Annotated in this window: 25 protein-coding genes and 1 pseudogene; 17 read left to right on the forward strand and 9 right to left on the reverse strand. The window is 54.9% G+C overall.

Annotated elements, in window-relative coordinates; genetic code table 11:
• Window positions 1-132: 132 nt before the first annotated feature.
• Genes ureC through NF683_RS05790 form a run of 3 tightly spaced genes read right to left on the reverse strand, consistent with a single transcriptional unit; the run spans window position 133 to window position 2506 of the window.
• On the reverse strand, window positions 133-1848 hold the full coding sequence (gene ureC / locus NF683_RS05780; RefSeq protein WP_253921527.1) for an urease subunit alpha: 1716 nt from the start codon (window positions 1846-1848) through the stop codon (window positions 133-135).
• On the reverse strand, window positions 1845-2165 hold the full coding sequence (locus NF683_RS05785; RefSeq protein ID WP_193061146.1) for an urease subunit beta: 321 nt from the start codon (window positions 2163-2165) through the stop codon (window positions 1845-1847). The genes ureC and NF683_RS05785 overlap by 4 nt, the downstream gene beginning before the upstream one ends.
• Before the next feature lie 38 nt (window positions 2166-2203).
• Window positions 2204-2506 (reverse strand): urease subunit gamma, encoded by a 303-nt coding sequence (locus NF683_RS05790; protein ID WP_009723133.1) that lies wholly within the window; start codon window positions 2504-2506, stop codon window positions 2204-2206.
• Window positions 2507-2882: 376 nt separating this feature from the next.
• Here NF683_RS05790 and NF683_RS05795 point away from each other — a divergent pair, with 376 nt between their 5' ends.
• The 5 genes from NF683_RS05795 (at window position 2883) to NF683_RS05815 (ending at window position 9114) form a co-directional block, all read left to right on the forward strand.
• Window positions 2883-3818 (forward strand): helix-turn-helix transcriptional regulator, encoded by a 936-nt coding sequence (locus NF683_RS05795; protein WP_253921528.1) that lies wholly within the window; start codon window positions 2883-2885, stop codon window positions 3816-3818.
• A gap of 127 nt (window positions 3819-3945) precedes the next feature.
• Window positions 3946-6090, forward strand: coding sequence for a TonB-dependent alcaligin siderophore receptor FauA (fauA, locus tag NF683_RS05800; protein ID WP_253921529.1), 2145 nt, complete (start codon window positions 3946-3948; stop codon window positions 6088-6090).
• A gap of 7 nt (window positions 6091-6097) precedes the next feature.
• Window positions 6098-7075 (forward strand): iron-siderophore ABC transporter substrate-binding protein, encoded by a 978-nt coding sequence (locus tag NF683_RS05805; RefSeq protein ID WP_253921530.1) that lies wholly within the window; start codon window positions 6098-6100, stop codon window positions 7073-7075.
• A gap of 14 nt (window positions 7076-7089) precedes the next feature.
• Window positions 7090-8091, forward strand: coding sequence for a FecCD family ABC transporter permease (locus tag NF683_RS05810; RefSeq protein ID WP_253921531.1), 1002 nt, complete (start codon window positions 7090-7092; stop codon window positions 8089-8091).
• 3 nt (window positions 8092-8094) lie between these two features.
• Window positions 8095-9114, forward strand: coding sequence for a FecCD family ABC transporter permease (locus NF683_RS05815; RefSeq protein ID WP_253921532.1), 1020 nt, complete (start codon window positions 8095-8097; stop codon window positions 9112-9114).
• On the opposite strand, the gene NF683_RS05820 is transcribed toward NF683_RS05815, so the two are convergent.
• The 4 genes from NF683_RS05820 to NF683_RS05835 form a co-directional block, all read right to left on the reverse strand.
• On the reverse strand, window positions 9115-9390 hold the full coding sequence (locus tag NF683_RS05820; protein ID WP_253921533.1) for a DUF3325 domain-containing protein: 276 nt from the start codon (window positions 9388-9390) through the stop codon (window positions 9115-9117).
• Window positions 9387-10901, reverse strand: a complete 1515-nt coding sequence (locus tag NF683_RS05825) for a PepSY-associated TM helix domain-containing protein (protein ID WP_253921534.1) — start codon at window positions 10899-10901, stop codon at window positions 9387-9389. Before NF683_RS05825 ends, NF683_RS05820 begins: the two co-directional genes overlap by 4 nt.
• A gap of 19 nt (window positions 10902-10920) precedes the next feature.
• Window positions 10921-11202, reverse strand: coding sequence for a hypothetical protein (locus NF683_RS05830; RefSeq protein ID WP_038479316.1), 282 nt, complete (start codon window positions 11200-11202; stop codon window positions 10921-10923).
• Between the two features lie 97 nt (window positions 11203-11299).
• On the reverse strand, window positions 11300-12184 hold the full coding sequence (locus NF683_RS05835) for an urease accessory protein UreD (RefSeq protein WP_253921535.1): 885 nt from the start codon (window positions 12182-12184) through the stop codon (window positions 11300-11302).
• Window positions 12185-12503: 319 nt separating this feature from the next.
• On the opposite strand from NF683_RS05835, the gene NF683_RS05840 reads away from it, so the two are divergent.
• From NF683_RS05840 to NF683_RS05895, 12 genes are all read left to right on the forward strand, one after another.
• Window positions 12504-12890: a winged helix-turn-helix domain-containing protein gene (locus NF683_RS05840; protein ID WP_125752717.1), complete on the forward strand. Its 387-nt coding sequence runs from the start codon at window positions 12504-12506 to the stop codon at window positions 12888-12890.
• 92 nt (window positions 12891-12982) lie between these two features.
• On the forward strand, window positions 12983-13771 hold the full coding sequence (gene modA / locus NF683_RS05845; protein WP_249017199.1) for a molybdate ABC transporter substrate-binding protein: 789 nt from the start codon (window positions 12983-12985) through the stop codon (window positions 13769-13771).
• Window positions 13768-14469: a molybdate ABC transporter permease subunit gene (gene modB / locus NF683_RS05850; protein WP_089040351.1), complete on the forward strand. Its 702-nt coding sequence runs from the start codon at window positions 13768-13770 to the stop codon at window positions 14467-14469. The genes modA and modB overlap by 4 nt, the downstream gene beginning before the upstream one ends.
• The gene (modC, locus tag NF683_RS05855) at window positions 14459-15574 is read left to right on the forward strand and encodes a molybdenum ABC transporter ATP-binding protein (protein ID WP_253921536.1); all 1116 of its coding nucleotides are present in this window, start codon (window positions 14459-14461) and stop codon (window positions 15572-15574) included. The genes modB and modC overlap by 11 nt, the downstream gene beginning before the upstream one ends.
• 238 nt (window positions 15575-15812) lie before the next feature.
• Entirely contained in the window at window positions 15813-16202 is a 390-nt protein-coding gene (locus NF683_RS05860) for a hypothetical protein (protein ID WP_253921537.1), read from the forward strand.
• Window positions 16203-16434: 232 nt separating this feature from the next.
• Window positions 16435-17805: a PepSY-associated TM helix domain-containing protein gene (locus NF683_RS05865; protein ID WP_253921538.1), complete on the forward strand. Its 1371-nt coding sequence runs from the start codon at window positions 16435-16437 to the stop codon at window positions 17803-17805.
• A gap of 285 nt (window positions 17806-18090) precedes the next feature.
• On the forward strand, window positions 18091-19059 hold the full coding sequence (locus NF683_RS05870; RefSeq protein WP_089040347.1) for a metal ABC transporter solute-binding protein, Zn/Mn family: 969 nt from the start codon (window positions 18091-18093) through the stop codon (window positions 19057-19059).
• Window positions 19060-19082: 23 nt separating this feature from the next.
• Window positions 19083-19865, forward strand: coding sequence for a metal ABC transporter ATP-binding protein (locus tag NF683_RS05875; RefSeq protein ID WP_089040346.1), 783 nt, complete (start codon window positions 19083-19085; stop codon window positions 19863-19865).
• A 3-nt stretch (window positions 19866-19868) separates the two neighbouring features.
• Window positions 19869-20963 carry a metal ABC transporter permease gene (locus NF683_RS05880; protein ID WP_253921539.1) on the forward strand — a complete coding sequence of 365 codons (1095 nt, stop codon included), beginning with the start codon at window positions 19869-19871 and terminating at the stop codon, window positions 20961-20963.
• Window positions 20960-21880: a metal ABC transporter permease gene (locus NF683_RS05885; RefSeq protein WP_253921540.1), complete on the forward strand. Its 921-nt coding sequence runs from the start codon at window positions 20960-20962 to the stop codon at window positions 21878-21880. The genes NF683_RS05880 and NF683_RS05885 overlap by 4 nt, the downstream gene beginning before the upstream one ends.
• A 106-nt stretch (window positions 21881-21986) precedes the next feature.
• A complete protein-coding gene (gene parS, locus NF683_RS05890) occupies window positions 21987-22436 on the forward strand; it encodes a type II RES/Xre toxin-antitoxin system antitoxin (protein ID WP_089040343.1) in 450 nt (149 codons plus the stop codon).
• Window positions 22433-22897, forward strand: a complete 465-nt coding sequence (locus tag NF683_RS05895) for an RES family NAD+ phosphorylase (protein ID WP_253921541.1) — start codon at window positions 22433-22435, stop codon at window positions 22895-22897. The genes parS and NF683_RS05895 overlap by 4 nt, the downstream gene beginning before the upstream one ends.
• A gap of 16 nt (window positions 22898-22913) precedes the next feature.
• On the opposite strand, the pseudogene NF683_RS21340 reads toward NF683_RS05895, so the two are convergent.
• A pseudogene (locus NF683_RS21340) lies at window positions 22914-23000 on the reverse strand (ABC transporter ATP-binding protein); the annotation flags it as partial.
• A 17-nt stretch (window positions 23001-23017) separates the two neighbouring features.
• Window positions 23018-23641, reverse strand: coding sequence for a TetR/AcrR family transcriptional regulator (locus NF683_RS05900; protein WP_089040341.1), 624 nt, complete (start codon window positions 23639-23641; stop codon window positions 23018-23020).
• Between the last annotated feature and the right edge of the window lie 204 nt (window positions 23642-23845).

Here is a 23845-nt window from a genome sequence, read left to right on the forward strand (position 1 = left end):
TACGCTACTTTTGCCATCTGACCTCCATGGACGGAGGGAATGCCGGAAATGTAGGGAACATTTTCCGGCCATGGCAAAAGACCCTCTCTACGGCCTACCCCCGCCACCTCTACCTCAATTAAATAGCCTTAATCAAAACAAATGATACCGCTGCGCCAGTGGTAGCTCAGTCGCTGGCTCGCAGGTGAGTAGCTCGCCATCGCAGCGCACTTCATAAGTTTGCGGGTCGACGGTGAGTTCTGGGCAGGCGTCGTTGAGCTTCATATCTTTTTTGCGCACGCCGCGTACGTTTTTACAGGCGGAAAGCGTGCTGTGCAGGCCCAGTCGCTCTTTAATGCCTGCGTCAATCGCCGCTTGGCTCACGAAGTTGAGCCGCGTTTGGCTGGCGGCCTTTCCAAACGCCCCAAACATAAAGCGATAATGCACCGGCTGAGGCGTGGGAATAGACGCATTGGGGTCGCCCATGGGCGCCGCCGCAATCATGCCGCCTTTTAAAATCAGCGAGGGCTTTACACCGAAAAATGCCGGTTTCCAGAGCACTAAATCAGCCAGTTTGCCAACTTCGATGGAGCCCACCTCATGGGCAATGCCATGGGTAATCGCAGGGTTAATAGTGTATTTGGCGATATAGCGCTTGGCGCGCAGGTTATCAGCACCCAACGCTTCATCTTCGGGCAACAAACCGCGCTGCACTCTCATTTTATGGGCCGTTTGCCAGGTACGGCAGACCACTTCGCCCACTCGCCCCATGGCTTGGGAATCCGAGGCAATCATCGAGATCACGCCCAAGTCGTGGAGAATATCTTCGGCAGCGATGGTTTCACGGCGAATACGTGAGTCGGCAAAGGCCACATCTTCGGGAATGTTGGGGTCCAAGTGGTGGCAGACCATCAACATATCCAGGTGTTCGTCGATGGTGTTAACCGTATAAGGCCGCGTCGGGTTAGTGGAAGACGGCAGCACGTACTCTTTTGAGCAGGCGGTCAGGATATCCGGCGCGTGACCGCCGCCCGCCCCTTCGGTGTGATAGGTGTGAATGCCACGCTCTTTAAACGCCGCCAGGGTGTCTTCCACAAAGCCGGATTCGTTAAGTGTGTCGGTGTGGATCGCGATCTGCACATCGTACTTCTCTGCCACACTGAGGCAGTTATCAATGGAAGCAGGCGTGGTGCCCCAGTCTTCGTGAAGTTTAAGCCCCATGGCCCCAGCTTCCAGCTGCGCCTCCAACGCCTCTGGCAGGCTGGCGTTGCCTTTGCCCAACAGGCCAATATTCATCGGCAGGTCGTCCACCGCTTGCAGCATTTTGCCAATGTGCCAGGCACCGGGAGTGCAGGTGGTAGCGTTGGAGCCAGTCGCCGGACCAGTGCCGCCGCCCAGCATGGTGGTCACGCCGCTCATCAGCGCTTCTTCTACCTGTTGGGGGCAAATAAAGTGAATATGCGCGTCAATACCGCCAGCGGTGAGAATCTTGCCTTCGCCTGAGATAATTTCAGTGCCGGGGCCAATCACTATATCTACATCGGGCTGAGTGTCGGGGTTGCCTGCCTTGCCAATCGCGGCAATGCGCCCGTTTTTCAGGCCGACATCGGCTTTCACAATGCCCCACCAGTCTAAAATCAGCGCATTGGTAATCACCGTATCCATCACCGTGGCGTCGTTACGCTGGCTTTGGCCCATACCATCGCGGATGACCTTACCGCCGCCGAACTTCACCTCATCGCCGTAGTGGGTAGCGTCTTGCTCCACTTCGATCCACAGTTCGGTATCGCCCAGGCGCACGCGGTCGCCCACGGTGGGGCCATACATATCGGCGTAGGCTTGCCGACTGATTTTGTTAACCGGCTTCATTGTTTATCTCCATCGAGCGCACCCATAACATCGCCACGGAAGCCGTAAATTTCGCGCTTACCGACGAAGGGAATTAGCGTGACCTCGCGGGTCTGGCCTGGCTCAAAGCGAATCGCGGTGCCCGCTGCCACGTCTAAGCGAAAACCTCGGGTTTTCGTGCGATCAAACACCAGCGCCGGGTTGGCTTCTGCAAAATGGTAGTGAGAGCCGATCTGAATGGGGCGGTCGCCGGTATTGGCCACTTCGACGCTAATCCGCTCGCGGCCCACGCATAGCTCAATATCACCGTCTTTTAACTGGTACTGTCCTGGAATCATTGGGCCGGAAATCATGGCAGCCTCCTGGTTGCTGACGACTAGTTGATTGGCGTGTGAACGGTCACGAGCTTGGTGCCGTCCGGAAAGGTGGCTTCTACCTGCACCTCATCCACCATTTCCGCTACGCCATCCATCACGTCATCACGGCTAAGGATTTCACGGCCGTAGCTCATTAAGTCGGCGACACTTCTGCCGTCACGGGCACCTTCGATAATTTCAAAGCTGATCAGCGCGACGGCTTCGGGGTAGTTAAGCTTTAGGCCACGTGCTTTGCGGCGCTCGGCAAGCTGGGCGGCAGAAAACAGCAGCAGCTTATCTTTGTCTCGCGGGGTCAGTTCCATAGCGGCTCCATTGGCTCAATCAGTGGCTGCGCTCAACAGAAACGACGGTGCAGGATTCGGAACAACACTCCCAGACTATCGAAACCGAGCACGCCTATTTGAAGCAATGCAGCGCAACCGCCGTACCAAAATGGTGAATAGAAAAAATAGTTATTATTATTCAATGGTTTGAAAAATATCGACTTTCTCTTATTCGCACCAAAATTGCACCATGCCAATTAGCCAGCCCCTTCTTTCGCACCAAAGAAGTGCAATTAAAACGCTTCATTTAGCATTAACTATCAAATAATAATAAAACACATTACTATTTGTGCGCGTCTTTTAAATAAGGCTGTTTGTTGAACCTTTGTTTCTACACCAGGTTGAGACACACCACGTGACCATTAGCACCCGCTATACCGTTGATCATTTTTTAGGCTACGGACGCCGATACAGTATCGATTACTGCTTTCCCATCACTTCCAACGCTGCCTGCACGCCGAAAACATCGATCGCCCAAGGGCGTGTAGAAGAAGTTAGCCTAGCCGCTGGTGTGGAGCTTTTTATTTCCGATTTGGACGTACTGCGCCCCTATCAATCGTTCTCTAAGGGCAATACCGATCTGCTGATTGTGGTGATGTTAGAGGGCTGCGCACATTTCGATATTGATGGCCAAAAGCGCTGGATAACGGCCGGGGAAGCTTGCTGGCTAAGGCTGGATACAGGTTTAACGCTCAGCGCTTTTCATCCTGCTAATCAACGGCTTCGCACGCTATGCCTGTCGCTCGACGCACCAGCGATGCAGGCTTGGTATGGTGCTCACATCTCATCGTCATCCCTCCATGTCTGGCAACTCAGCCCTGGGTTACAGCTCACCATCGATGAAGCATGCGGTACTTCCAGTAGCGCTGAGTCACAGCGCATGCGCTTTCAAGGGTTAGCACTGCAAATCATCGCCCAGGGGCTGGACGGCCGTTCGCCATATACGGCTGACAGTGGCGCACTGTACCGACAGCGCTTGGCGCTAATACGCCGCTGGCTGGATGAAGAGCCGTCGTTTGACCACACGCTGCAACGCTTAGCGGATCGCGCGGCCATGAGCCCAAGTACGCTAATGCGGCATTTCAAGCTGGCTTACGGCCTAGCGCCTATCGACTATTTGCGAAAACGCCGGCTTGCGCTAGCCCGCGAGCTGCTGCTTAGCGGCCACAGCGTTCAACAAGCGGCACATTTAAGTGGCTACCGTCATGCCAGCAACTTTATTACTGCCTTCAAGAAAAACTACGGTATCTCGCCGGGTGCTTTGACGGAAAGTTCCCTTAAACGCTCCTAAAACGATACGGCTGACGTTTGCGCATAATCAATTGCGCGGCGGGCATAACCGCCCGCCCATCACAAGTGGAATAATTCTCATTATGAAATATTAACTACTAGCAACATCCACTTTGGAAAACCGCTCCATGCCATTGTTATATCGATCAACATGCACTGCACTTATTCTTGCCTACCCTTTGCTTGCCTTTGCTGAAGCTCCTGACGAAACATTGGACAATTTGCTAGTGACCGGTGAGCGCCTCAGCACCAGCAGTGAAGGCACTCAACGCTACACAGTGCCCGCTAGCCGCAGTGCGGTCGGGCTGTCATTAACACCACGCGAGACGCCCCAATCAACAAGTGTTATTACTCGCCAGCAGATAGACGACCGTGCGGTACAGACAGGCGGTGATGTTTTGGCCCAAGTACCCGGTGTTTCGCCAAGCCGAGCTGACAGTAACCGGATTAGCTATGCCGCACGGGGTTTCTCAATCCGTAGCGTACAGTTTGACGGACTCAGCATTCCGCTCAGCGGTTTCTGGAATTTTGGCGATACCGACTGGGATGCGGCGATTTATGATCGTGTTGAAGTAGTGCGCGGGGCAACCGGTTTATTGACCGGCGCTGGCGAACCTTCGGCAAGCGTTAACTTTATTCGCAAACGCCCGTTGTCCGAAGCGGCTGCCTCTGTTTCCGCAGGCCTCGGCCGTTGGGACCGGCGCCGCGTCACGGCTGATGTGTCTGTCCCATTAAGCAGCGATGGCACGACAGGGGCCCGCTTTGTCGTCGCCAAAGACCAGAACGATAGTTTTATCTCTCATCTCGAAGATGACCATGAGACGCTTTACGGTGTTATCAGTAGCGAGCTTACCCCCGCTACTCAATTAACCGTAGGGGTTGAATATCAGCACAACGAGACGCTCGGCGCGGGGGCCAGTGTCCCGGCTTTTTATGCTGACGGCAGCCGCACGGACTTTGACCGCAGCGCATCTAACAACACCGACTGGTCAACGTTTTACAACGAGACCACTCGCGTGTTCGCTGATCTTAGCCACCAACTGGATAACGGCTGGACGTTACGCGCCGCGGTCAGCCATAACGATGGTAACTATGGCCTAGAGTACCTTTATCGCGGCGGTTTCCCAGACAGGGAGACAGGCCTTGGTATGTCCAGCTCCTTCTTAAATTACCGCGGCAACCGCACTCAACAAACCGTTAACGTGACGGCCGAAGGTGATTTCAGCTTATTTGGCCGCCAACACGAGCTGGGCTTTGGCTGGATGCATAACGAAGATGACTTTGAGATAAAACTGGCCACCCCGGTTGGCACGCCGCCTTCCGCGGGTAGTTACCTTAATTGGCGAGACAGTGTGGTGGCCAAGCCTCAGTGGGGGCAATTCAACAGCTCAGATAATATGCAGATAACGCAAAGCGGCGGCTTTATGGTGTCGCGCTTTTCGTTGAGTGATCCGCTTAATCTCATTCTTGGTGCACGCCTGAGCGACTGGGAATTGGATCAGACTTATTATGGATCTGAGCGGCAGTACCGATATAGCAACGAAATAACGCCTTATGCAGGCATTATTTACGATATTAATGACTACGCCTCTGTTTACGCGAGTTATACCGAGATTTTCCAGTCTCAAAATGCCCGCCGTGAGGATGGCTCTCTACTTGATCCTATTCAGGGTCGCAGCTATGAACTGGGGGCTAAGGCAACCCTTCTGAACGGCCACTTGGATAGCAGTATTGCACTGTTTAGAACAGAGCAAAACGGTGTGGCAGAAGCCATTCCGGGTGTTGATGTGATCGGCCAGCCGGGTACGTCCGCCCACCGCAGTGTTGATGGTAATCAGGTCAATGGCGTTGAACTCGAATTGATTGGCGAAGTGGCCTCTGGCTGGAATGTGAGCGCCAGCTACACACTAGCCAATGCAGAAAACTCCGACGGCGAGCGTACCAACACGACCCATCCGCGCCAACAGATCAAACTGTTTACCACTTACCAACTACCGGGTGCATGGAGTGGCTTAACACTGGGCGGCGGGGCTCGTTGGCAAAGCGATATTTGGCGGAACACATCTAGCCCCAATGGCCAGGTTAAGGTTGGGCAAGATGCTTACGCCGTTGCTGATCTGATGGCACGCTACCGTTTCAACGATCAATTAAGCGCGCAGCTGAACATCAACAACGTGTTTGACAAGGACTACTACGAGCAAATTGGTTTCTACAGCCAGTATTGGCTTGGCGAACCGCGTAGTGCCGTTATGTCAATCAACTGGGATTGGTGAGAAGCTGATGCTGTTACGCTCATTAATCACCCTGTTAATTGCGGCTGCCCCCATGACGGGGGCAGTGGCTGATGCCGATCGGTTTCCCGTTGTCATCCCAAGCCCACTGAGAACAGCCACCATTGACGAGCCACCGCAGCGCGTCGTCACCCTTGGCGTTGGTGCTGATGATATTGCCATTTCACTTGGCGTGGTGCCGGTCGGGGTCAGCCGTGCGGAGTGGGGCGGCGATGAAGACGGCTATTGGCCATGGGTACGAGACGCTCTAGAAGCACAAGCAGCGCCGCTCCCCACAACGATTACCCAATACCCAGAACTGGATGTTGAAGCACTGCTCGCGCTGGAGCCGGATGTCATTCTGGCGCCTTCCAGTGGTGTTCCAGACGCTATTTATGACCTGCTGTCGCCACTGGTGCCCATTGTCGCTTACCCAGAGCGTCCTTACCTCACCTCTGTTGATGAGCAGATTGAACGTATTGCACAAGCGCTTGGCGTGCCGGAACAAGGCGCTGCCTTAATACGTCATCTCGACACATCGCTGAGGACTGCAGGCGAGTCTTATCCAAGCCTTGCAGACACCACTTTTGCCTATGTGCGGCCCGACCCAGCCTCCGGAAATGTCTCTGTGTACTTAGCAGACGACCCTCGTGTTGGCACACTGACAGGCCTTGGACTTCACTTGTCACCAACGGTTGAAGGCCTTTCTCCAAGCGGTAATCACTTTGCGCACTACCTAGGGTTTGAACATCTGCCCATGCTCGAAGATGTCGATTTAGTGGTCTCTTGGTATCACAGCGCAGAGCAGCGCGATAGAGTCGCTGAGCTACCGCTGTTTGCCTCATTGCCAGCCATTTCAGATGGCCGTTATCTGGCGCTAACCGATCAGCCATTAATCGTGGCTAGTTCTGCCGGTTCGCCACTAGCGACTCAATGGATGATCGAGCGGCTCTTGCCACGCCTTGCCGAGGCAGCAGAACAGCGATGAATGCTGGAGCGGGTATGGAGAACGGCCTATTTCCCTCTTTACGGCAACGAACACGCTGGCTGGTCGGGCTAATGGGGGCGGTACTGCTGTTTGGCTGGATCAACCTCTCGGTGGGAGCAGAACACCTCTCCCCTTATCAAGTATGGCGGGCACTTCAAGCGCTAGACACTAGCTACGCCAACGACTTAGTGGAAGCACGCCTATCACGCACACTGCTCGCCATCGCCACCGGCGCGGCACTTGCTGTCGCCGGTACACTGCTACAAAATTTAACTCGCAACCCGCTTGCCGAGCCTGGGCTTCTGGGCATCAATGCAGGCGCAGCCGCCTCTCTCGTCACCGCTGGTTTGGTGCTTGGTTCGTTGCCTGCAGGCGCTTTTTGGTTAGCGCTACCTGGCGCGCTTTGCGTGGCTGTTTTAGTCGGCGTTCAGAGCGCTTATCGCCAGCATGACCCATCACATCTGCTGCTGTTAGGGGCAGCGCTTAACGCCGTTCTATTTGCCTACGTACAAGCCATCACCCTTACTCACCCCGCCTTATTTGCCAACTATCGCTTCTGGATCGTTGGGTCCATCAATGGGCATACGCTAGATGAAGCCCAGCGGCTATTGGGCTGGATAGCGGTCGGACTAGGCCTGTCGTTTATCCTCCCGCGCTTTTTGCACGTCCTGCAAATGGGTGACGGCGTGACCAAAGCGCTGGGGCTGAATGCGGGTTGTTTGAGGCTGGCGGTGCTTAGCGGTAGCGCGTTGCTAGCGGCGATTTCAACCGCCACGGTAGGCCCTATCGCCTTCGTGGGCTTAGCCGTGCCGTTATTGGCCAAAAAAATTGCCGGCCATTACGTTTATTGGCAACTTGCCATCGCGCTGGTGATGGGCCCCCTGATGATGATACTTGCAGACCTGCTCGCACGCCTTTTGCTAAACCCTTCTGAAATCATGACAGGGATTCTGACAGCGCTGCTAGGCGCGCCATTTCTGTTAGTTGCTGTGCGCATAAACCAGCGCGGTGTGTGAGTCATGATGAAACGCTTTAATACGTTACTGCCAGCCTCCCGTCGTTTGCCATCCCGAGCTTTAGCCCCCTACATGTTGGCCAGCATTATCGCTTTAGGGCTATTACTGGGTTCTCTCATGCTGGGAAGCCAAGGGCTTAGCAAGGAAGCGCTTGGGCACCTTATCCAAGGCAATGCGACACCGTTTGAACAGTGGCAGGCGTTTACGCTGCGCTTACCACGGGCATTCGTCGCGCTGTGTGCTGGGTTTGCGCTAGGCGTATCGGGTGCCCTGTTTCAAGGCATCACCCGTAACCCATTAGGCAGTCCCGACATTATCGGCCTTACCGCCAGCGCTAGCCTCGGAGCACTGCTGGCAAGCAGTTGGCTGACGGGCATTGTCTCTACCACGATGGGGGCCGCACTGGGTGCGATCATCGGCACGCTAGCGGTCTATAGCGGCTCTGGGCACGGCTTTCGCCACCCCTCTTCAATGATTATTGCTGGCATCGCTATCAATGCCTTAGCCCTAGCAGGCGTGCAGCTAAATTTGACCTGGCTGGGCCAAGAGCAAGCGCGAGACGCGATGATTTGGCTTAGCGGTAGCGTAGCAGGACGCCAGTGGCACGATCTTTGGCCAATGCTTGGCCTGTGTTTGCTGTTACTGCCCGGTATTGTGCTGATAGCCCCCCGGCTGCGTCTGATGGCGCTTGGCGACCCCGTCGCCAAAAGCCTCGGCGTTAATCTGGCAGCCTCACGCTTATTAAGTGCCTTAATGGGGGCTTTTCTAGCAGGTGGCGCGGTCGCGACGGTAGGGCCGATTGCGTTTGTGTCCCTTGCCGCCCCCCAGTTGGCGTTACGCCTGTGGCGAAAACCTGGGCCGCTCCCCTTAGCGGCAGGTGTGGTCGGAGCGCTGCTGCTATTAGCGGCAGACTTAGCGGCTCAGTACTTATTGCCTTCTGGGGCGTTACCCGTCGGGGTTTTAACAGCCGGGCTGGGCGGCATCTATTTGGTTTATTTATTAAATCGCCAGCGGCGGGGATAATTACCGCTGCTGGCGAAAGCGCTCAAACATCGCCAGACCAAGAAATACCACTCCCGCCGAGATGCTTAGACAGCCCAGCCATAGCGTTATTGCCAGCCCTGTGCTCCAGGTTTCCATTGCCAACCAAAGCGGCCAACCGAGTATCGCACTGCCCGCCCAGAACCAAGGTTTTTGTTGAGCAGGCTTAAGACCACAACGGCGTCGATGGCGACTATCCGATAGCGCAATTAATGCAAAGCCCAGCGTACAGAGTGCCAGAATCGTGCTGAGCATCATGACGCCACCTGAATGGGCTGCACACGGGTGCTCGCTTTTTTAGCGGCTCGTTTCATCTGCCAGACGATGATCAGCGCGCCGACCAAATACATCAGGTCAACGCTAACACGCTGCCAATTACCTGCGGCAAGCTCACCTAGAACACGATAGGAAGGGGCCAAGAGATTCAGCATTGGTAGGCACAGTAACAAGATAACGATCAGAGCTAACTGCTCCCGCCACGCCTGCGAGGCCGAGCGTCTTAAAGCAGCGTGTAGCAACGCGAGCAGCCAGGCGGCAAAGAAGCAATGGATTTCCCATTGGGCGCGCCCACTAAGCGCCACCGGTAAAAGTCGATTGCTGGCGAAAAAGGCCAATACGGCAATCGGCATGCCAGCCAACGTGGCTATATTAAGCCGCTCGACACACCACATCCCCACTACGCCGCCCTTCTTATGCTTACGCTTTGACGTCCACAGCAGTAGCCCAGTTGCCACCATGCCACACCCAGCAGCGCCCAAGGCAAAATAGATCCAGCGCATGCCCCAGTTAGCAAAACGACCTGCATGTAGCCCCACCATAATGCCGTGTGCTTGTTCATCAATACGTTGCGACTGAGTCTCTGCTAACAAGGCGCCGGAACTGGCCTCATAGATACGTTGCGGGCGGTGTGCAGACAACGCCTCGTGGGCACTCTGCCAAACCACGGCACGCGCGCCTGCATCCCCAGGGTGGCTGACCCTCAGGGACTGCACCGGCTTCTGCCAATGCGCTTCAGCATCATCGACCAGTTCGCTAAGGGCATATAACGCTGCAGGCTGCCCCGTAGCCGGGCCGGAGAGGGGAAAGGCATGCAGCTCACTGGTCGCTTGGCGACGCGCGTCAGCATCGGGAAACGCGCGCTCTACTCCCCAAGGCATATAGAGCGACATGAGCGTTATCAAGCCGGTATAGGTAATCATTAACTGAAAAGGCAGCGTTAACACAGAAAAAGCATTGTGGGCATCTAGCCAGCTACGGGCGCCCTTCTGGGGCCGAAAAGCAAAAAAGTCGCGCAGGATTTTTTTATGGGTGATCACGCCGCTGATGATTGCCACGAACATCATCATGGTGGCGATACCAATGAGCCAGCGGCCATAGACGGCGGGGAGGTGATGCAATTGAAAATGGAATCGGTAGAAAAAATCCCCCCCACGCGTTTCTCGCGGGGTAACCAACGTCAGAGTGGTTGGGTCAAGTACCGACTGCTCTCTCCCATCCTGCCCAAACCAGACGGCTGTCGAGACCGTCTCGCGTTCATTAGGAAAGGTGATCTGCCAGCTTCTCGCTGATAAGGCATGTTCAGTAAGATAGTGCTGCCAGTAATCCGCCAGACGTCGGTTGTCCCACTCAGCGTTCGCAGCGACACTCGGAAGTTCGGGCTGCATCCACAACGAGATGCTCTCTTTGAAGTAACTCAGGGTGCCCGTCAGAAAAACGGCAAACAGCAGCCAAGCAGCCAACAAGCCGCACCATGTGTGCAACTGAGCCATGTTACGCCTCACGCTGCGCTTAGCGGATGCCATAGTTAGCCACCACTAGAAGGCCGCAAATGGCTAAACCGATAACCCCCCAAAGACGTATCAAACTTGGCGTGATAAACGACCAAGTCGCCACACCCGCCCAAATAATGAAGCTTCCCATCATACCGATACGCAGAGACATCATGGTATCTAGCGGTAAGCCAAGCGCTGCCACCGAGAACAGTGCAGCGACGATATAGCCGCCAAGCGTCGCGGCCAGGATGCGTAAGATCAGCAGCCAATAGGAAGAGGATAAGACGTTGAGCGGCATGGTGCATCTCGGTGCAAGTCACAAACCACCATTTTAATGCAAAAGGTTTTCATTTGCATTAGTGGTAATAACTTATTTAGCACCTGCTGCATAATATCTAGGTTAACCAGATGCGCGGCGTGTGGGCGGCACGAGCGATCCAGCGCGGGCGCAGTAAATGCCAAGCCTGCTCACACAGCGCCCAGGCTTCATTACGTGAGTTTCCGAGGTAACGTAATAACAGTACGCCCTGGCGAACGGTGACCGCCCAACGCGGGTTGTCCGGCAGCGCTTCGCGTAGTTCATCAATCGCCGCACCGGCATCTTCTAAACCAACCGCCCACAGCGTGGCTTGCACCGTGGCGCCCCCCTGCCCCCAGCGCCCGTTAAAACGCGGATGTGCAGGATCCAACGGTTGGCGTTCAAGCCACAGCGGCTTGCCATCTAGGGTTAAACGAAAGTGCTGCTCAATTCGGCCTGTTACATAGGGAAGTTCACTGGCGGGGCGGCCCAGCGCCATGATTTCCCAACCCAGGCAACGGGCACTGCCATGCAACGCAATATGGGTTCGCTGAGTGCCTTTGGAGCCATCAAAGGCGATCGTTTCTTGAGGAAGCCACTCAAGGATGCCGCCATCTTCCACGTTCAGTTCGGTATCTTGGTTCCAGGCGACGCCCTGACTGTCAGCTTTATAAAGCTTGTTAGCCGCAGGCGTGGTGAGCAGCGCGTGGGCATCACGCTCGATGTGGGCGCGAATCGTCAAGGCATCGCCACTGACTAAACCACCGGGTGGATGCAGCACGTACACATGGCAAGCTTCCGTGCCCCCTTCTGGGTAAAACGGGCGCTGTACTCGTAGCGGCCCTTGGTGACGAGCCTGCACCAACCGGGTAATGCCCTCACGGTTAGCAAAACGCAGCGCCAGCGATGCCGCCCAGTGGCGCTCGCCATCAAAGCGATGGCCTGAGCCAGCAGCAGGTGTCGCAAGTTCACACAGAGTCATGGGCGCTATCGCTTCCTGTTGGTCAATATTTCAACTTGAAATGCAAGGAATGCGCCAAAATGGTGAAAAACCATGTTTCTATGCCAACACAATAACTTAAGCCTTGAGTTTGTTAGCAAAAAACGGGGTTAAGCACCAAAAGAGAACACAAAAATGGATAAGCGCACCAAATCGGAGCAACCTTCAACGCTGCTAGAAGAAGGCCCAAGCCTCGTTAAGCTAAGCTGCGCACTCTTCTTTGCTAACCACTAAATGGTAAGCGTTGGGGGCTATATCGTTGCTAAACTGATACGCACATAGTCATCAGCAGAGTTCAACAATGACACGCACCCATCACCCTTCCCCTACCTTCCAGCTGCGCTTAGCGTTAAACCACGACGTGGTGATTGGCCCTGGCAAAGCTGATCTTTTGGAAATGATTGATCAAACCGGCTCAATTTCCGCGGCGGGCCGTGCGCTGAACATGAGTTATAAAAAAGCCTGGCAACTGCTCGAAACTATGAACGGCTACTTTTTATCGCCGCTGGTAGTAACAAGTTCCGGTGGAAATGCACGAGGGGGAGCACACCTAACCGAGATGGGTAAACAAGTACTTACCCACTACCGAGCACTGGAAAAGCAGTTTGTGATGGCAACGCCTGACGATGCCAAAGCGCTACTAGCGCTTCTGTCACCTTCTGATGATGCCGAGCGCGACAATGATTGATCGCCATCAAGCCACGCGTTATTTGTCATTGAACACGCGCTGAGTATTCGCTAATCTCCGCTATATCCACATAGACATAGCGGAATAAAACGATGCTTAACTTCGGTGTGAACAATCGCCTGCTTGCCAGCGTTATTCTATTTAGCCTTCCGACGGCATCAGCGCTCGCAAGCGACAATGTGCACGTTGCGGCCGCTGCGTCGCTGACCGATGCCCTAAACGATGCCATTGCGGTTTATGAAACACATAATGACGTTGATGTGACCGCGATTTATGCTTCGTCGTCTACCCTTGCTCGACAAATCGCCAGCGGCAGTCCCGCGCAGCTATTTCTTTCCGCAAATGTGACGTGGATGGATTGGCTTGAAGATCAGCATATCAATGTGCAGCAACGTAGGGATTTACTGCAAAATCGATTGGCGCTTGTTAGTGCCAGCGATAGCGTGCCAATGCAGTTCACCCCAGGGGAAGGCATCGCTATTGAAACGCTATTAGGCGAGCGCGACCGGCTGTCCGTGGGAGACCCAGACCATGTACCGGCCGGTATCTATACCCAGCAAGCACTGGAGACACTGGGCGAATGGGAAGCTCTAGCGCCGCGCCTAGCCCGTGGCAATGATGTGCGCGCTGCATTAGCGCTGGTAGAGCGTGAAGAAACACCCATCGGTGTGGTGTATCAAACGGATGCTTTTGCCAGCAAGGCCGTCAGGGTACTTGGGTTATTCCCAGCCGCCAGCCACGACCCCATTACGTACCCCATCGCCCTGATTGATGCCGAGCAAAACGCTGCTGCCGTGGCGCTACGGGAGTGGCTAGCCAGTGAAGAAGCCCTCGCTATCTTTGCCGAGCACGGTTTTGACACAAGCATCAGTGCACCGTGACGCTTTCTCCAGCGGAGTGGGAGGCTATTCGCCTAAGTTTACTGATCGGCTTAGCGGCGGTTGCATGGATATTGCCTCCAGGCATTGCCGTCGCTTGGTGGCTAGCCCGCTATCATTTTCGCGGGAAAGCATTCGTCAATGGTTTAATACACTTACCTCTGGTTCTGCCGCCCGTGGTTGTGGGGTATTTACTGTTAATTGGCTTGGGCAGGCAAGGGGTATTTGGCCAATGGCTTTACAGCAGCTTAGGCGTATCATTGCCATTTACTTGGCAAGGGGCAGCCGTTGCTAGCGGCGTAATGGCGTTTCCACTACTGGTGAGGGCTCTGCGCTTATCCATTGAGGCCGTTGACCCCAAACTCGAAGCGGCTGCCAGCACGCTAGGCGCTAGTCGCTGGCGGGTATTCACCACCATCACATTGCCGCTGGCGATCCCCGGCCTGTTAACCGGTACCGTGCTGGCTTTTGCTCGCGCGCTTTCAGAGTTCGGTGCCACTATCACTTTCGCCTCTAATATCCCTGGTGAAACGCGCACCTTGCCCCTAGCACTCTATACGCTAATTCAAACGCCCGGTCAGGAAGCCGCTGCGGCACGGCTATGTTTTCTCGCCATCATTATTGCCCTGCTCTCGTTAATTGCCTCTGAATGGCTAGCGCGCCGCACCCAACAGCGTTTACAGGAACGTGATGCCTACTAACCCAACGTCTCCCGACGCCTCTTCCCATTCATCGCTATCGCTCTCTGTTGAACAGCGTCTTGGCAACTTCCGGCTGCAAGCATCGCTCACGCTGCCCGCTAGCGGTGTGACCGGTATTTTTGGCATATCAGGAAGCGGCAAAACCAGCCTACTGCGCATTATTGCAGGCCTGGACACACCCGACGTAGGCAAACTGCAACTCGGCGATCAGGTGCTACTAGACACCCAACAGCGCCAGAATGTACCCGCCCATCAACGGCGCATTGGCGTTGTGTTCCAGGAGGCGCGTCTTTTTCCTCATTACCGAGTGCGAGGCAACCTTACCTACGGCATGCCTGAACGAGCAGCTCACCGCTTCGATGAGATTGTCGAACTGCTTGGCATCGGACATTTACTAGCGCGGATACCGGGCACCCTTTCGGGCGGCGAAGCACGCCGGGTCGCCATAGGCAGAGCACTACTGAGCGATCCTCAGCTACTGCTAATGGATGAGCCACTCTCCGGATTGGATGGGCCACGTAAGCAAGAGCTGTTGCGCTTCATTGCTCGACTGACTCGCCAGGTTCAAATCCCAGTGATTTACGTCAGCCACGATCCCGAAGAGATCTCTGCGATTGCTGATCATCTCGTACTGATGAAAGAGGGGCGCGTTATCGCTAGCGATCCATTGCATGACCTTTTGCAGCGCTTTGATTTAACCGAGGAGCTGGGAGGGTTCGATGCTGCCTCGATTATCGAAGGTCGAGTTGTCGAACATGACGATGTATATCAGCTAACCCATCTTGCGCTTGATAAGTGTCACCAATTAATAATACCGGGTATATCAGCGCCTATCGGCAGCCGTTTGCGCGTACGTATCTTTGCGCGGGATATTGCCTTGGCACTCTCACCGACAAAGGACACCAGCTACCGTAATCAGCTCGCGGCTACCATTGAAAAAATGGAAACGTTGCCCACCAGCCCACACTCGGTGGAGCTGCTTTTGAGCCTTGGTTCTATTCACCTTAGATCACGCTTAACTCGCAAGTCCTCAGATGAAATGAAACTCGCTGTAGGTAAGCAGGTGACAGCGCTGGTTCGCAGTGTATCGATCTTGCATTACTAATACGCAATGTCGGAGCTACTAACTGATTTAGCACTCGTTTTAGCTGAAGCCAATAGCTCCCACGTGTCAATTGGCCGCACAAATCTCACGCTCTCATAAGGAAATTTCAACTAAAATTGCCAAGCAATCTATATAAAAAAACAGAACACGGCCCACCAAGCGTAGCGAGTAAATGCAATTATCACGTTCAGTAGGGACTCTTTGGTATCGCATAGCGCTTTGTATGGCGTTTGTGGCGATGCATCTCCTACTGGGCGGGCCGCTGATTTCCCAGTATCAAGCGGGTGGGCAACATCACGCTAACCACGGCACTGACCATTCCTCTAGTCATCCATCTAATCACCAGAACGGAAACCATCATCAGCACGCGGCCCCGCAAGCAAGTCAACATCACCACTCTTCAGGCCATGCTGAAGCGGTAGAGCCGGTATTCAACTGGTTTCACCAATGTGGCTACTGCGCCGTCTGGCAACAGTTTCCAACGACACCAACCGCTCTTCCCGCGATCAGCCAGCAAGCGTTTATCACGCATGGTCAACTGCTGACGCAACCGACACAGGCTATGCGGTCCTGTGATAACTACCCTCACGCGCTAACGCGAGCCCCGCCCTTTCTTCGACGTGTCTAACGCCACATCAAAACCGCACTGCGCTCGAAAAAGGCAATGCCGTTGGCCAGGATTTGGAATCCTCGCTTTTGGCTACCCCGCTGATTTGGATCGCGGCATTAACGAGCCTAGTCGAATGGTGTGGGCACGGGCCGACTTCAGCTTCTGATTCACTCAGGTGCTCAGTAGAGCACCTGTTTCCCCTGACTCATTAAACCAGCAGGCTCGTTGCCTGGTGGTCTGGAGACACTACATGACGACCGCGTCCCCCTCACAAGAAGGTAAACGCAAAACCTTCGATCTTTATCGCGCCGTTTGGCGCTGGCATTTTTACGCCGGCCTTTTGGTACTGCCGTTTATGATTACCCTGGCGATCACTGGCGGGCTGTATCTATTCAAAGACGAACTGGACGCACTGATACACGCTGATGTTAAGCGCGTGGCCGCTCAAGAGGCCGCACTGCCTCCCTCTGCGCTGGTAAGTGCGGCGCTGACGGCTCATCCCGGTAGCGCCGTAAAATTCACCGATCCCGCGACGCCGAAAAGCTCCGCAGAGATCACGATTAACACCGCAGAGGGCGAGCGGTTAGCGGTTTACGTGAATCCCTATACTGGCAATGTGCTGGGAGCACTGGATGACCGTGGCACAGTCATGTGGACCGTTCGCTATTTACACAGCTTGAAATACTTTGGCCCAACGGCACGCAAACTGATTGAAATAGCTGGCGGCTGGTCAATTCTGCTGGTGCTCACCGGCATCTATCTGTGGTGGCCACGGCGTAAAGGCGCAGGCGGCGTGGTTAGCGTACGTGGCAAGCCGAAAAGTCGGGTATTCTGGCGCGACTTGCATGCGGTTACCGGGCTATTTGTCGGCGCCTTTATCGTCTTTCTGGCGATCACGGGCATGCCCTGGTCGGGCGTATGGGGCGGGCAGGTTAACCAGTGGGCCAACGGTAACAATTTTGGCTACCCCACCGGTGTGCGCGTTGAAGTGCCCATGTCGGAGGCGCGTTTAAACGCGCAAAGCCCGACAACTTGGTCACTCGAACAGGCGCAGGTCCCAGAATCCTCGCAGGGGCCAAGTCAGGTAGAGAGCATCGGCCTTGACGGCGCTGTCGCCATCTTCGATGAATTGGGATTGCATCACGGCTATGCGGTAAGCCTGCCGACCACAGAAACCGGTGTGTACACCGGCTCGGTCTACCCCAATGACCTTAGCCAACAGCGCGTGGTGCACCTTGATCAGTACACTGGCGAGCGCTTGATCGACATGAGCTATGCCGACTATGGGCCCTTAGGCCGCTGGTTGGAATTTGGTATTAACGTGCATATGGGCCAGCAGTTTGGATTATTCAATCAGCTCTTTTTCCTGGCCGTCTGCCTAGCCATCACTCTGCTGGCAGTGTCAGCGGCGGTGATGTGGTGGAAGCGACGCCCCTCAGGCGCGATGGGAGTGCCCCCGCTACCGGCCGATAAACGGGTGTTTCGCGGCCTGATTGTCATTCTGGTGATCGGTGGAATTATTTTTCCACTCGTCGGCGCCTCATTGATCTTTATGCTTATCGTTGACTGGTTTGTCGTTCACCGCTTACAGGAACGGCGTTTAGCTAGTCAAACCGCCTAAATATTGCTCAACAACACATTCCCCATCATCAACCCTATGCGGTAATTAATGAGAAGCTGGGAAAATGGTGCCTTTACATCAATGCGCCATTTTCCCATGCGCCTCATGTTTATTCCCACCATCACTCGGGCTCGCCTTTCAGCTCGCCTCAACGCCTTTTATCTGCTTGACATTGGATTAATCGCGCCACAAACTTAGCCAAGGCTATACTTCTTTCCTTAAGACAATCAGTTTACACAAAGCAATTTAACCCCATCTACCTCATGACGAGTCTGGAGCTAAATAATGGCAACAAAATATGCCGTGATTCTATTGGGAGCGCTGCCTTTAAGTGCGTTGGCAACTGCCGATGAGACGCCCTTAAACGTGGTGGCAACGATTGGGATGATTGCCGATGTGGCGCAGGAAGTAGGCGGTGAATGCGTTAATGTGGAAGCCATGATGGGCCCAGGCGTAGACCCCCATTTGTATCAGGCAAGCGCTAGCGATGTGGCAACACTGCGAAACGCAGAACAGATTTTCTACTCAGGCTATTCGCTGGAAGGCCAGCTAGGCGACGTACTGGAAAGGTTCTCCGAACGCACACCTACGCTTGCCGTAGCCCCTGCTTCGATTGACCCCGCGTCATTGATTACCTCACAGGATGTGTACGGCATCGATCCTCACCTGTGGATGGACGTTTCTTTATGGGCGCAAACACTGCCCACGCTCAATGCCGCGCTGAGTGAAGCGCGCCCCGACTGCGCCGCGACGTTTGATGCCAATACCGAGCGTTATCAGGCGCAACTGCTTGCCCTGCACGAATGGGTGACAGACAGTATTGCCAGCATTCCCGATGAGCAACGCATTCTGGTCACCGCTCACGATGCCTTTGGTTACTTTGGCCGCGCCTACGATATCGACGTGGAAGGCATACAAGGCATTAGCACAGAAACGGAAACGGGGATTGCTGATATTCGCAACATGACAGATATTGTGGTGGATCGCGCGGTTCCGGCCCTTTTCATCGAGAGCACCATTAACCCGCGCACGGTTCAGGCAGTTATTGATGCCGCCCAACAACGGGGCCAGGTTGTCGAAATTGGCGGTGAACTCTACTCCGATGCCATGGGTGACCCGGATACGGTCGATGGCACTTATATGGGGATGATCTACCGCAACACCCAGCATATTGTCGAAGCGCTTGGCGGTACCCTGGCACCGCTTCCCGATGAAATGAACGATTGGGCTACCGAGTGGAAGCTCGCTCACTAATCATTCGATAAGGCACTGCAACAATGGCGACACCCGCAACGACCGACACGGCGCTCAGCATTCAGAACCTGACCGTCAGCTATCATAATCAGCCCGTTCTCTGGGATATTAACCTGGAGATTCCTACCGGCGTGATGGCAGGCATTGTCGGACCTAACGGGGCGGGTAAGAGCACGCTAATCAAGAGCCTGCTGGAGCTTGTACCATCGCTTTCCGGCGAGGTCATGGTGCATGGGCGCCCCTACGCCTCACAGCGCAGGCGCGTTGGCTATGTGCCGCAGCGCTCCAGCGTCGACTGGGACTTCCCTACCACCGCGCTGGATGTGGTCACCATGGGTCTTTACGGTCGCCTGGGCTGGCTCCGGCGCCCAGGGCGTAAAGAGCGTAAGGAGTCGCTGGAAGCCTTGGAGATGGTGGGAATGAGCGCCTATGCCGACCGCCAGATCAGTCAGCTTTCCGGCGGCCAGCAGCAGCGCGTATTTTTAGCCCGTGCGCTGGTGCAGCAAGCCGATGTGTACTTTCTCGACGAGCCCATGGCCGGGGTTGATGCCACCACCGAGCGCGCCATTATCGACATTCTGCGCCGCCTGCGCGATGCGGGTAAAACGCTGATTGTTGTCCACCATGACCTGCAAACCGTACGTAATTACTTCGACTGGCTGTTGCTGCTTAACGTCCGCGTGATTGCCAGCGGCAAGGCTGAAGACGTGTTTAATATTGATTATCTTCGTCAGGCGTACGGTGGCCAGATTGCCCTGCTGAACGATAGCGACGCCTTGATGTTCACTGCTTCGAAGGTGAAATAACCCATGCAGTGGCTCGACCTTCTGTCTGACTACACCTTTCAAAACGTGGTGATTGGTGCCTCGCTACTGGGGCTGATCAGCGGCCCTCTGGGCTGTTTTGCGGTGTTACGCCGCCAGAGTCTGCTCGGTGACGCCATTTCGCATGCGGCGCTGCCCGGCGTGTGTTTAAGCTTCATCATCACCGGCAGTCGGGATATGGGCAGCGTTATCATTGGCTCACTGGCCACCGGCTCGTTAGCCGCGCTGACGATGCTGCTGCTGACCCGCAAAAGCCGCTTGAAAACCGATGCCGCTCTCGGCATTTGCCTAAGCATTTTCTTTGCTATTGGCATCGTGTTGCTGACCTATATCCAGGGTACCAATAACGCCTCCCAAGGGGGGCTAGAAGCCTTTTTGTTCGGCCAGGCCGCCGCTACGCTACGCTCGGATCTATGGGTAATGGGCAGCATCACCCTTGTCACTCTCACGCTGCTCGCCATCTTCTGGAAACAAGCCAAGCTGGTCACTTTTGATGGGCAGTACGCCCGCTCGCTCGGCATGCCCGTCAACGCCATCGAAGCCGCGCTTACCGCTATGGTGGCGCTCGCCGTGGTAGTCGGCTTGCAAATGGTTGGCGTGATATTAATGGCCGCCATGATCGTGGCGCCAGCCGCTGCGGCCCGGCAGTGGAGCCGTCATCTGGGGGGGATGCTGGTTATTGCCGCTGGCATCGGTATTGTCAGCGGGGTCTCGGGGGCTACCATCAGTACCTTATCCCGTGGTCTGGCGACCGGCCCACTGGTGATTCTCACCGCAACGGCTATTGTCATCATCTCTCTGGCGCTTGCTCCCGGCCGAGGCCTGCTGTGGGGCTTCATCAAGCATTACCGCCAAAAAGAAGCGCTGCAGAAGCAGCAATTGCTCTACGCGCTTTACAAGCACCCCGACGCCTCCCGACACTATCGCGCAACATTTGGCGCGCGCATGGTGCTGAGTAAACTTAAGCGCCAAGGCTACCTTATACGCTCCTCTGATGGCGGCGCAGGATGGGCGCTAACATCGCTGGGAGAAAAGGCAGCCAAACAGGTGGTCGCCACCTTTGAAGAGGTCGTGACATGATTACTGAATTACTAACCAACACGGCGCTGCCCATTATTCTGGTAGGTGCCATGGTTGGCATTGCCTCCTCGGCGGTGGGTACCTTTTTAGTCCTGCGCGGCAATAGCATGCTCACTGATGCGATTAGCCACTCCATTGTGTTTGGCATAGTGATTGTCTGGCTGCTGACCAAACAGCAGAGTGGGCCGGTGCAGCTAATAGGCGCCGCATTAACCGGGCTATTAACCGTGTTACTTACCGAGGCCCTGGCCAACACCAAGCGGGTAAAGCAGGATGCCGCTATCGGTCTGGTTTTCCCCGCGCTGTTCTCCATCGGCGTGCTGTTACTCAATGTCTACGCCAACGATGTGCATATCGACACGCATACTGTGCTGCTCGGTGAAATCGGCTTTGTCTGGTTGGATACTCTCGACATCTTCGGTCTGCCCATCCCCAAGGCGCTGGTATCGATGAGCGTGATGACACTGCTCAACTACGCGTTTATCGGGCTCTTTTATAAGGAGCTGAAACTGGCCACCTTCGATCCAGCGCTGGCCAAAACGTTCGGCTTTATGCCATCGATTCTTTTTTATGTGCTGCTAATGCTAACAAGCTCCACCGCCGTAGCGGCCTTTGATGCTGTGGGAGCAGTACTGTTTATCGCCTTTGCCATTGTGCCCGCTTCCGCCGCCTATTTGCTGACCGATCGACTGTGGATGATGTTTATCATCGGTGCGCTAATTTCGATCGCTTCAAGTATTTCTGGCTACTACCTCGCCGTGTATTTCAACGTCTCCATTGGCGGCATGATGGCGATAATGACCGGCGTTTTTCTAATCCTCGCCTTTTTAGCAGGCCCACGCTACGGCGTGATTACTCAGTCCATGAAACGCCGCCGCGCCCGCGAAACACCAGAAGCGCCAAGTTCGTTGCGCTAGTAGAGATTAGAGGCGATGCCTTCCTTATCGCCCATCTCACTTGACGTCTGGGCAGGCGGGATGTATACCATTTGATAGTTCATTGAAATATCAAATGAGAAGCACCATGGATATGCACTTCACTCAATACCAGCCACCCAAAGCCTTGGCATCAGGTTTCTGGCACCAGATCGGCCTGCCTGCCAGAGGCCGCAAGCTGCATGAGCTTTTGCATCAAGGCATTGAGTATAGGGTCTACCCCAGACTGGCTAAGGCGTCAGGTATCGAACAGAAGGCGCTGGCAGGCTACGTCGATATTCCCCCGGCCACGCTGAGCCGCCGTGCTAAGTCGGGGCGCTTTAAGATGGCGGAAAGCGACCGGCTATATCGCTTTGCCGAACTCTTCAAGGCGGCGCTAGACCTGTTTGAAGGCGACGTCGAGGGTGCCCGCACCTGGCTGCTCAAGCCCAATACGGGTCTGGGCGGGCGCAGGCCCATCGAAATGAGCGCAACCTCTGCCGAGTATCAAACGGTGTTGAACCTGATTGGGCGACTGGAGCACGGGGTTGCTACGTGAATGAGGTCAACGCTTACCGCTTGATCAAGCGCAAGTATCAGGACAACGCTTTCGATGGCGAAGGTGCACGCCTTTATGGCGGGCGCTGGAACAGCCCCGGTAAGGCCTGTGTGTATGTGGCAAGCGCCGAGTCGCTGGCGCTGCTTGAAATCATGGTGCATCTGGAAAGCTATCAGTTGCTCAATGCCTATGCGCTGCTGCGCCTGACATTGCCGGCCGATAGCATTCTAGGTGTTGGGGAAGCTGACCTACCGGACAACTGGCGGGAAGCACCTGCGCCAGCAGAAACTGCCGAGTTGGGCGACGGATGGCTAGACTCCGGCCACAGTCTGGCCTTGGCCATTCCCAGCGTGGTCGTGCCAAGAGAATTCAACTACATGCTCAATCCTGAGCATCCCCTGTTTGATCAAGTCATCACGACGGCAGAGGCGTTGCCCTTCCAGCCCGACCCAAAACTTTGAACCGGGTGTGGATAACTTAAACAGTCAAGTGCTGTTTGATCAGTTCGTTGGAAAGCTCGGCGATTTCGCCTTTGGCCACCGGACGGCCACGATTCATGATGATGGAGGTCAAGATATTATTCAGCTCTGCCCCTGCGGATGATCATCCAGCATGGCGATAGCCCCGGCAATGAGCGCCTGAATACCTTGCTCCAGTTCTGCCTCCAGTTCCGCCTCTTCTACGGCATGATCTACTGCCTCAACAGGCTCCTGCCCCATCACCGAGTAAATCGTGTCCGCTACGGCAAAACAGTGAAAGGCTACCGTCGCCAGAAGCCAACGTGCCTGTAACTGGGAAATTTCATAGATCTCGGCAATATGCGCTTGGTGCTCATGTATTTTTTCAATCATGGGTTGGGTCGCCGCCAGACGGCGGATCACGTAGGGCGTCAGCCCTGGGTGTACTTTAACGAACTCGGCTATCGACATGGCAAAGGTGAACAGATACGCCTGCAGCTCTTCGGGCTCATCTCGACGCGCACGCGGAATTCTCCAGCGTCGAAAGATTTCTTCGGCCACCACCACCTTCAGCGCTTTGAGGTTAGCAACGTGCTTGTAAAGCGCCATATGGCTAACGCCCAACGCGGCGGCCACTCCCACAAAGGTGATATTGGGTAGGCCAATCTCGACACCCGCATTCGCAATACGCTCACGCGTAATGATGGGCGGCCGCCCTCGTACTTTAGATGCTGGTCGCGCTGCCATAACACACTCCTTTAGATAGCGCCCTCTATCAAGCCATGCCCCTTCCACTAGGGTCAATTAGTTTATTAGCATGCAACTATTTTAATTAGTTTATAGACACTAAACTAATTTTCAATTAATCTCACAAACGCGATTAATTCGCGTTTCTATCCAGTGGCAATACCGGTTCTTTCGACTTGATGACTCTGAGAGTAACCACTTAAA

This window comes from Halomonas sp. MS1 (assembly GCF_024182575.1).
Lineage (GTDB): Bacteria > Pseudomonadota > Gammaproteobacteria > Pseudomonadales > Halomonadaceae > Vreelandella.

Bases quoted from the DNA above. Each gene is read 5' to 3' on its own strand.
- NF683_RS05875 (WP_089040346.1), top strand. From the start codon at position 19,083: ATGGCGACACCCGCAACGACCGACACGGCGCTCAGCATTCAGAACCTG.
- NF683_RS05810 (WP_253921531.1), top strand. From the start codon at position 7,090: ATGGAGAACGGCCTATTTCCCTCTTTACGGCAACGAACACGCTGGCTG.
- NF683_RS05820 (WP_253921533.1), bottom strand. From the start codon at position 9,390: ATGATGCTCAGCACGATTCTGGCACTCTGTACGCTGGGCTTTGCATTA.
- NF683_RS05785 (WP_193061146.1), bottom strand. From the start codon at position 2,165: ATGATTCCAGGACAGTACCAGTTAAAAGACGGTGATATTGAGCTATGC.
- modC (WP_253921536.1), top strand. From the start codon at position 14,459: ATGCCTACTAACCCAACGTCTCCCGACGCCTCTTCCCATTCATCGCTA.
- NF683_RS05825 (WP_253921534.1), bottom strand. From the start codon at position 10,901: ATGGCTCAGTTGCACACATGGTGCGGCTTGTTGGCTGCTTGGCTGCTG.
- fauA (WP_253921529.1), top strand. From the start codon at position 3,946: ATGCCATTGTTATATCGATCAACATGCACTGCACTTATTCTTGCCTAC.
- NF683_RS05840 (WP_125752717.1), top strand. From the start codon at position 12,504: ATGACACGCACCCATCACCCTTCCCCTACCTTCCAGCTGCGCTTAGCG.
- NF683_RS05900 (WP_089040341.1), bottom strand. From the start codon at position 23,641: ATGGCAGCGCGACCAGCATCTAAAGTACGAGGGCGGCCGCCCATCATT.
- ureC (WP_253921527.1), bottom strand. From the start codon at position 1,848: ATGAAGCCGGTTAACAAAATCAGTCGGCAAGCCTACGCCGATATGTAT.
- NF683_RS05815 (WP_253921532.1), top strand. From the start codon at position 8,095: ATGATGAAACGCTTTAATACGTTACTGCCAGCCTCCCGTCGTTTGCCA.
- NF683_RS05790 (WP_009723133.1), bottom strand. From the start codon at position 2,506: ATGGAACTGACCCCGCGAGACAAAGATAAGCTGCTGCTGTTTTCTGCC.
- NF683_RS05860 (WP_253921537.1), top strand. From the start codon at position 15,813: ATGCATCTCCTACTGGGCGGGCCGCTGATTTCCCAGTATCAAGCGGGT.
- parS (WP_089040343.1), top strand. From the start codon at position 21,987: ATGGATATGCACTTCACTCAATACCAGCCACCCAAAGCCTTGGCATCA.
- NF683_RS05880 (WP_253921539.1), top strand. From the start codon at position 19,869: ATGCAGTGGCTCGACCTTCTGTCTGACTACACCTTTCAAAACGTGGTG.
- NF683_RS05805 (WP_253921530.1), top strand. From the start codon at position 6,098: ATGCTGTTACGCTCATTAATCACCCTGTTAATTGCGGCTGCCCCCATG.
- NF683_RS05865 (WP_253921538.1), top strand. From the start codon at position 16,435: ATGACGACCGCGTCCCCCTCACAAGAAGGTAAACGCAAAACCTTCGAT.
- NF683_RS05835 (WP_253921535.1), bottom strand. From the start codon at position 12,184: ATGACTCTGTGTGAACTTGCGACACCTGCTGCTGGCTCAGGCCATCGC.
- NF683_RS05870 (WP_089040347.1), top strand. From the start codon at position 18,091: ATGGCAACAAAATATGCCGTGATTCTATTGGGAGCGCTGCCTTTAAGT.
- NF683_RS05830 (WP_038479316.1), bottom strand. From the start codon at position 11,202: ATGCCGCTCAACGTCTTATCCTCTTCCTATTGGCTGCTGATCTTACGC.
- modA (WP_249017199.1), top strand. From the start codon at position 12,983: ATGCTTAACTTCGGTGTGAACAATCGCCTGCTTGCCAGCGTTATTCTA.
- NF683_RS05885 (WP_253921540.1), top strand. From the start codon at position 20,960: ATGATTACTGAATTACTAACCAACACGGCGCTGCCCATTATTCTGGTA.